10 protein-coding genes are annotated in these 7,018 nt (G+C 30.6%); 3 read left to right on the top strand and 7 right to left on the bottom strand.

Going from position 1 to position 7,018, the window contains the following annotated elements; all coding sequences use genetic code 11:
- Positions 1 to 127: 127 nt before the first annotated feature.
- Both ACKI3Q_RS02670 and ACKI3Q_RS02665 read right to left on the bottom strand, forming a co-directional pair.
- On the bottom strand, positions 128 to 544 hold the full coding sequence (locus ACKI3Q_RS02670; protein ID WP_407414007.1) for an HIRAN domain-containing protein: 417 nt from the start codon (positions 542 to 544) through the stop codon (positions 128 to 130).
- Positions 545 to 1,285: a hypothetical protein gene (locus ACKI3Q_RS02665; RefSeq protein ID WP_407414005.1), complete on the bottom strand. Its 741-nt coding sequence runs from the start codon at positions 1,283 to 1,285 to the stop codon at positions 545 to 547.
- Positions 1,286 to 1,354: 69 nt separating this feature from the next.
- On the opposite strand from ACKI3Q_RS02665, the gene ACKI3Q_RS02660 reads away from it, so the two are divergent.
- Complete coding sequence (locus tag ACKI3Q_RS02660; RefSeq protein ID WP_407414003.1) at positions 1,355 to 1,756, top strand: DUF3795 domain-containing protein; 402 nt, start codon at positions 1,355 to 1,357, stop codon at positions 1,754 to 1,756.
- The gene (locus ACKI3Q_RS02655) at positions 1,757 to 2,419 is read left to right on the top strand and encodes an NAD(P)H-dependent oxidoreductase (RefSeq protein WP_407414001.1); all 663 of its coding nucleotides are present in this window, start codon (positions 1,757 to 1,759) and stop codon (positions 2,417 to 2,419) included.
- Between the two features lie 144 nt (positions 2,420 to 2,563).
- On the opposite strand, the gene ACKI3Q_RS02650 is transcribed toward ACKI3Q_RS02655, so the two are convergent.
- The 5 genes from ACKI3Q_RS02650 to ACKI3Q_RS02630 all read right to left on the bottom strand — a co-directional run bounded on the left by ACKI3Q_RS02650 (position 2,564) and on the right by ACKI3Q_RS02630 (position 5,615).
- Positions 2,564 to 2,986, bottom strand: coding sequence for a DUF3021 domain-containing protein (locus ACKI3Q_RS02650; RefSeq protein WP_407413999.1), 423 nt, complete (start codon positions 2,984 to 2,986; stop codon positions 2,564 to 2,566).
- A gap of 9 nt (positions 2,987 to 2,995) precedes the next feature.
- Positions 2,996 to 3,436, bottom strand: a complete 441-nt coding sequence (locus tag ACKI3Q_RS02645) for a LytTR family DNA-binding domain-containing protein (protein WP_407413997.1) — start codon at positions 3,434 to 3,436, stop codon at positions 2,996 to 2,998.
- Positions 3,433 to 3,699 carry a 2TM domain-containing protein gene (locus ACKI3Q_RS02640; protein ID WP_407413995.1) on the bottom strand — a complete coding sequence of 89 codons (267 nt, stop codon included), beginning with the start codon at positions 3,697 to 3,699 and terminating at the stop codon, positions 3,433 to 3,435. Before ACKI3Q_RS02640 ends, ACKI3Q_RS02645 begins: the two co-directional genes overlap by 4 nt.
- Before the next feature lie 123 nt (positions 3,700 to 3,822).
- On the bottom strand, positions 3,823 to 4,497 hold the full coding sequence (locus ACKI3Q_RS02635; RefSeq protein ID WP_407413993.1) for a diacylglycerol/polyprenol kinase family protein: 675 nt from the start codon (positions 4,495 to 4,497) through the stop codon (positions 3,823 to 3,825).
- Entirely contained in the window at positions 4,497 to 5,615 is a 1,119-nt protein-coding gene (locus ACKI3Q_RS02630; protein ID WP_407413991.1) for a tocopherol cyclase family protein, read from the bottom strand. Before ACKI3Q_RS02630 ends, ACKI3Q_RS02635 begins: the two co-directional genes overlap by 1 nt.
- 283 nt (positions 5,616 to 5,898) lie before the next feature.
- Here ACKI3Q_RS02630 and ACKI3Q_RS02625 point away from each other — a divergent pair, with 283 nt between their 5' ends.
- Positions 5,899 to 6,948, top strand: a complete 1,050-nt coding sequence (locus ACKI3Q_RS02625; RefSeq protein WP_407413989.1) for an acyltransferase — start codon at positions 5,899 to 5,901, stop codon at positions 6,946 to 6,948.
- Positions 6,949 to 7,018: the final 70 nt, after the last annotated feature.

Here is a 7,018-nt window from a genome sequence, read left to right as displayed (position 1 = left end):
TTTATACATAAATTTCACCTTTTTTTGTTCAGCTATAAAAGCCACATCCAATGGGAACTTATCCCAAAAAAAGCAAACTGCTAAAATTTTAACAGTAATAAAATATTTGTTTTAAGTACATATAAAGTTAATGTTTTTTAGACTCTTTTAGAAAAATTTTAAAAGTAATGAATTTAACTTCATCACCTTCATAGACCTCATCTACACCAGTACTTTTAACAACACCATATAGCTGCTTTCCGCCGTCCATTAACTTAGACAATACGTAATTATCCTTTCGCGGAACATAACCTATTTTTTGACCATTATACTTGACTAGAATAGCATGCTTGTCATATTCATTTGAAGCTTCACGGAACAAATCCAGTCTATCACCCGGACGAATTAAAGGAAAAATCTCATCAATATATTCAATATAAAATAAACCCGCAACATATGTCTTTATTAAGAAAATATCCTTTAAGAAAGGTTTAACCTTACCTCCTTTTTGGATAAAACCAACAATATCCGTTATGTCCGAATCGGGTTTTTGAATATTAGCCATTTAAATCAAATCATTTATCTCATTTTCAAGAGTTTCAATATCTTTTTTTCTATCTTCAATCAGTTCCAAAAGCATATCCTTATATTTCATGCCGGAATCTTCATCTTCTAGCAATTCTCTTTTATTAAATGGATACTTTTTCTTGAGTTCCATTATTTTATCTTCATACTCTTTAACCAGTCTTTTCAAGTCATCTATTTGAGAGGTTTCTTCTCCGGCATTTTCAGGAAGGATAGCTGCAACAGATTCCAAACCATTCAAATCGCCATGTTCAAAGCAATACACAGCCCTATAAAATAAATTCAATTCAAAGAATGTCTGATTAGGATTTAAATCAGGATGCAGTTTTTTAATAAGCATTCTATAAAGTTTTTTAAGTTTCTTTGTATCACTTTCTGACAATTTTTCAGGAGTGTTTTCTTCAAGAAATTTAATTTCATCTATTTGATCATGTACCTGCTTTTCATATTCTTCAAACTCTTCCTGCAGTATCTTTTCAATCTTGTCCAAATCAATTGGATTTTCATGGTTAATTTCAATTTGAATCAGCTGAAGCTTTCGTCTTAATTTATCGATTTTAAGTTCCAGTTCATATAATTTATATTCATATCTTCCAAACTTTAAAACATATTGCCTTTCAATTTCCGGACCCACATGACTTATTAAATTATCATATTGAAAAATTAGCTGTGATAACTGGTCTTTTAAGTTTGCTACTTCAGGATGAATAATTAATGTCATTTGAATCAATCCGATTTTTTACAATAATTATTTATTTTTAAATCAATATAACTTTTTTGTAGAGATACTATGAAAATGCCAGATACTATTGATTCAAAGTTATTCGCTCCCTGTGGAGTTAATTGTATTAGCTGTGAAAGATACCAAAACCCCTGTGTCGGATGCTTAGTTGGAGACGACGGCAAAAGTAAAGCCAGTTTGAAATGTAAAATCAAATCCTGCTTTGACACTAAGAATTTTAGTTACTGTGGCCGATGCAGCGAATTTCCATGTCCTTTAATAAAAAAACATTCCAAAAAATATGTCAAGAGACATGATTTTAATACATTGGACAGTGCTAAAAGAATTAAAACTACAGGCATTGGAAAAATGATGGCGCAAGATCGTGAAAGATGGATGTGTCCCGAATGCGGCGGAATAATTCATTTTCAGACAAAGACCTGTTCGGAATGTGGATTTAAAGGTGATTGAATGGAATTTTATCTAATTAATGGTGGACCAAGAAAGAAATATAACACAACAAAACTCCTAAATAGAGTTCAAGACGGGATTAATGATACATTAACAAAAAATAATGCTGAAGAATTTAACATTAATACAATAAGATTATATGATTTGGATTACAAGGGATGCAAATCCTGTTTTCACTGCAAAAAGATTGGTGGAAAATACTATGGCGAATGCCCGATTAAAGACGATTTAAGGGAATTACTTCCAAAAATCCATGAAAGCGATGCTGTGGTATTTGCAAGTCCCATATACTTTGGAGGCATTACCGGTGAATTGAAAAGCTTTTTAGAAAGATTGATGTTTTCTAAACTGGTTTACGGAAAAGAATCACTGGCCTGCAAAAAACCTAATGGAATAATCTATTCAATGAATGTTAAAAAAGAGTTATCCGATGAAATTTATAAAGATAATGTTTTTAAAACAACTGAGGATTATCTTTCCTATACTTTCGGACAGCCATATTCACTGAAAGTATATGACACATACCAGTTTAAAGACTATTCATTATATGAAAATTATCTGTTTGACGAAAAAGAAAAAGAAAAAACTCTTAAAGAACAATTCCCCAAAGATTTGGACTCCGCATACAATTTGGGTGTGAAAATAACTAATGACACATTATAACTAAAAACAATAATATTTATATAATAAATATAACAATAGTTTTAATTGTAAATAACTATTGTTATTGATATTAACAATAAATATATTACTCACCCATTTGTATATATTTAAGAGATGTGGGGTTAAATCCCCATAATACTCTATTTATTCTAATTTTTGATTTATTTCTCGAGCTTCGAAATAATAATATGCATAAAAACCTAACCAGAATACTGCTGCAAAGATAACTGCAATAATAACCCATTGGATTATTACGCCAATGCCGAAAGTTAATGGTAACCATCCCAAATAGATAGCCACACTGAACAACACAGTAAAACCGATTACCATCTGAAACAATACCTGTAAAGGAAGGGATAAATCTTCCCTGTCATAAATCAAACCACTTAAAGAAAATGCCCATCCAATCACAATCGAACCGAAAAATGCATTAATTACATCATATCCTGAAAAAACAACATTCTGCGGTCCTGATTGAAATGCCATCAATACCTCAATTAATGAAACAATGAAACAACCGACAAATGCGCCCAATGCAAGTCTTTGTATTATATCTGTGACTTTCATCATTAACACCTACAAACCCAATGCCTCTTTAAACTCGGGCAAATATTTTCTTGAAATATTATCCTTCAAACCATTTTTCATCATTATAAACATCATCCCCTTTAAGGATGGAGCCACACGATCAATCTTTTTAATATTAATGATAGTTGTCTTTGATATACGAACAAAAGACTGATCCAGAGACTCTTCAACCTGATATAATGCTTTCTTAACTGAATATTCATCATCATGAGTATAAACCTTAACAACTTTATCCTCAACGCGAATCATGAAAATTTCATCATACTCCAAAAAGGTAATATCCTTTCCTTTTTTAACTGCAAGCATGTCACTACCTGATTCATCTTCCAGAAGATTAATTGCTTTTTGAATATTGTCCGTTAGCTCATTTGTGTGAATATCAGCATACGGATCTTCAACATCTCTTGAAAAGAACAAATTTACTTTCATTTTGATAATTTCTCCATTTCTTGTGCGATTTTTCTTTCACGATATTCATCGCTACAAATATCTTGAAATACAAACGCTTTTAAAAAGTCTTTTAATACACCAATTCCCCAGAAAAATACTGGAAACAAAACCCACCAAAAGTGTGGTGAACATATTGCATTAATTATAGCTAAAAATGCATTTATACAAACATAAGGTATAAAGTTTCTATAAAATCTAAGTTTGTTATCAACCTTTTCAGCTGCTCTTTCATAATCATTCATTTACATAACCTCTGTGTATTCGTTAATAATAGTTAGGACAATAATATATAAAGGCCTAATTATCACTTCAACCAAGATGCATAAATACACATTTGAAATGCAAAAAATAGAAAGTGAAAGTAACTATAATGTAATAGTTACCAAATAATATAAAATTGAAGTCAAAGCAGGAACCGTTAAATTATCAATTCCACCATAACTTAAAGCTTCACAAATAGTTGCAACAGCAGAAATTCCTAAAATAGCTGCCAAATTAAAGTTAGGCATTGGATATCCTATTGTTAAGAAAACCATCCAGACAAATACACTCATTACAGTTGTTACTACAAACATTGTAAGAGATCCTTCCAATGATTTTTCACCACCGAATACTTTATATTTGACTCTACCGAATTTTTGACCTATTAATGCTGCAAATCCGTCACCATATACCATAGGCACGATAGCCAGTGCAACAATCCACAGATGATTGGAAAATATAGCAATTAATACCGTCCAAATACCTGCATAGAAGAATAAACCTAAAGCATGACCAGATTCAGTTACACTGTTTTCGATTTTAATAGGAGAATATTCAGTCAGGAAGAATAAAGCTATTGTAATCGGCAAAGTTAAAAACCACACCATTACCCAAGGATCAGAGAAAAACGGCATGGCAAATATCATATTACCTACCATAATATGTAAAAATTTACGTGAAACCTCAGGCTTGGCCTTTAAAACCTTTTCAGCTATTACAAATATGGCCGCAACATAAATATAAACAACAATTAACGCCAGAACATCAGTCCATATCATTATTTATCATACTCCCCATATTCACAGCCAGCATTTTCCATTTTTACATGGTCAATTAATGTACCGTCTTTTTTGTACAATTTAATTTCACCCCAACCGTTTCCACCGTTCCATAAACGATTGTGACGTTTTTGCCCATCGGGAGCCTCATAATTAATGAACATCATTTCATCACGTTTACAGTACAATACCATTTCCATACGTGAATTTCTATTAGATGCATTAACATGCCATGTATGGACATCATCCCCCTCTTCAAAATCAAAATCAATTTTTACCATGTTCCAGAACCTTGCAAAGTTGTATTCATACATGGTTCCTTCATAATAAAATCCGATTAATAATTTACGTGGAATAGATATTCCAAATGCTTTTGGCCTTCCGCCACCAGCTTCAAATGCAGAATTATTTAATTTTTTACCTGTTTTAAGGCTAGTTAAATTACATGATGAAATCCAAAGCCATGGAGAGGTAAAGTCCCCACCCCAGTTTTTATCAGCATATCCAAATGATTTTTCAGGAATAACTTCATATTCAACACCATCAAGCCAAATACTTCCACTGTATTCTGTTTTAATTCCTTCAGCATGCCAAAACATTTCAAAAGAGTTTAATTTCCTAAACAATCCGTTTGCACCATAACCGACATTGAACGCAATCTGTTTATCAATGTCCAAATCCCATCTCATATCTCCGGCATCACACATATATTCGGGATGGCTTTTAGCATCTTCTTCGGTTACTGTACATGAACCGGACATATGGGTTTCCGTTAGTGAGCAATCTCCCACACGAATATCCAACTCATTATCCGGACATTGAAAATCCTTCATTGAATAAAAATTATGAATCTGTTTTGGATTTTTACCCCATGTTCCTACCTTCATCATGAAGTAGGAAGGCTTTTTGCCTAATTTTTTATTTTCAGGACTCTGACCTAAAGTAGGTTTATCCTCAGCTAAAGCAGGGTTACACACAAAATATTCAATGAAAAATGGTTTTGCTTCACCCGTTTCTTTGTTATATGCAGTAAGAGAATGCCACCACCAGTCATAACCCTTTTTTGCAAGTGGCCCTTTAAGCATAAAGTAGTCTCTTTCCAAATCACTCTTATTCATAAATAATCCTCCCAATAATAATATAATATTTATCTAAAATATAATAAAAATATTGTCATTAATGTAGTACCTATAACAATTTGAATAGAAGTTTTTCCATATTCAAATCTAAAAAATAATCGTCCAAATGATAAATACATAATTTCACATTAAACTTTAAGTCAAAATAAGTAATATTAGAAAAGAGTATCACTTAAAATCAAAAAAATATAAAAAAACTAAAAAATATTAAATATTTAAATAGAAATATATTTAATTAGTAATTAAAAGGAATGCAAATATTATGAGCGCTAATTTTGTTGATAATAAAAAAGATATTTACTACATTACTTGTTTATCAGTCATATCAGCAATTTCTGTTGTTATTTTACATGGATCACTAATACGTTTTGATAGTGCATGTCCTTCCAGATTTTGGATTATAACCAATTTCATAATGTGTCTGTTATTTTTTGCAGTTCCTATCTTTTATATGATTTCAGGTGCAACTTTAATGGATTATCGTGAAAGATATGACACCAAGACCTATTTTTTAAAACGTTTTAAGAAAGTAGGAATTCCATTTATATTCTGGGTTATTTTCTATTGTTTATTTAGAATTTACTACATGAAAATACCAGTAGAAGGAAATATTTTATTGTTTCTTTATAATGACTGCATAGAAGGAAGCATAATGTGGTTTTTTATACCGTTATTTGCAATATATCTCATCATACCCCTTTTAAACAGCATTCCTAAAGAAAAAAGAATTAAACTTTTCACATTTTATTCCATATTAATTTTTATATTTGTTTCTTTAATACCTTCTTTAATCCAAATTTTTGCTATTCCCCTGAACATACGTCCAGAATTCATTTTTTCAAGCGGACTGTTTATTTATCCATTATTGGGATATGTATTAAATGAAGTCGATTTAAGCAAAAAATATCGAATTATATTTTATGCATTTGGCATATTAGGCCTTTTAGCTATGTTTTTGCCAACACAATCAGTTTATGATACTACCCATCAATCAACTTATATATTTAAATCATATGCTTATCCATCTACGATTGTGTATTCAATTGCTGTTTGGATTTTTATTAAACAGTTATGTAATAATTATGACTTTACCAATAAATTTAAAAAAATATTATATTTCTTTAAGCCATATACATTTGGACTATATATGGTTCACTTTTATTTAATCATAGTAATTTCCCGCAGCTTAAAAATGGATTTAACATCATTTTCAACTACAATAATAATTCCATTAATTGTTATTCCACTATCTATTTTGATATTATATATAATGAAAAAAATACCTTATGTGAGAAATATTGTTCCTAATTAGTTTAAAATCAAAATCCATTTAGCATCACTGAATTTAAAATCAATCTCATAAAATAATGATTAATATTGTT

Source organism: Methanobrevibacter sp. (genome assembly GCF_045636185.1).
Lineage (GTDB): Archaea > Methanobacteriota > Methanobacteria > Methanobacteriales > Methanobacteriaceae > Methanocatella.
The sequence above is the reverse complement of the archived record's forward strand: the minus strand, read 5'-3'. Positions and strand labels throughout refer to the sequence as shown.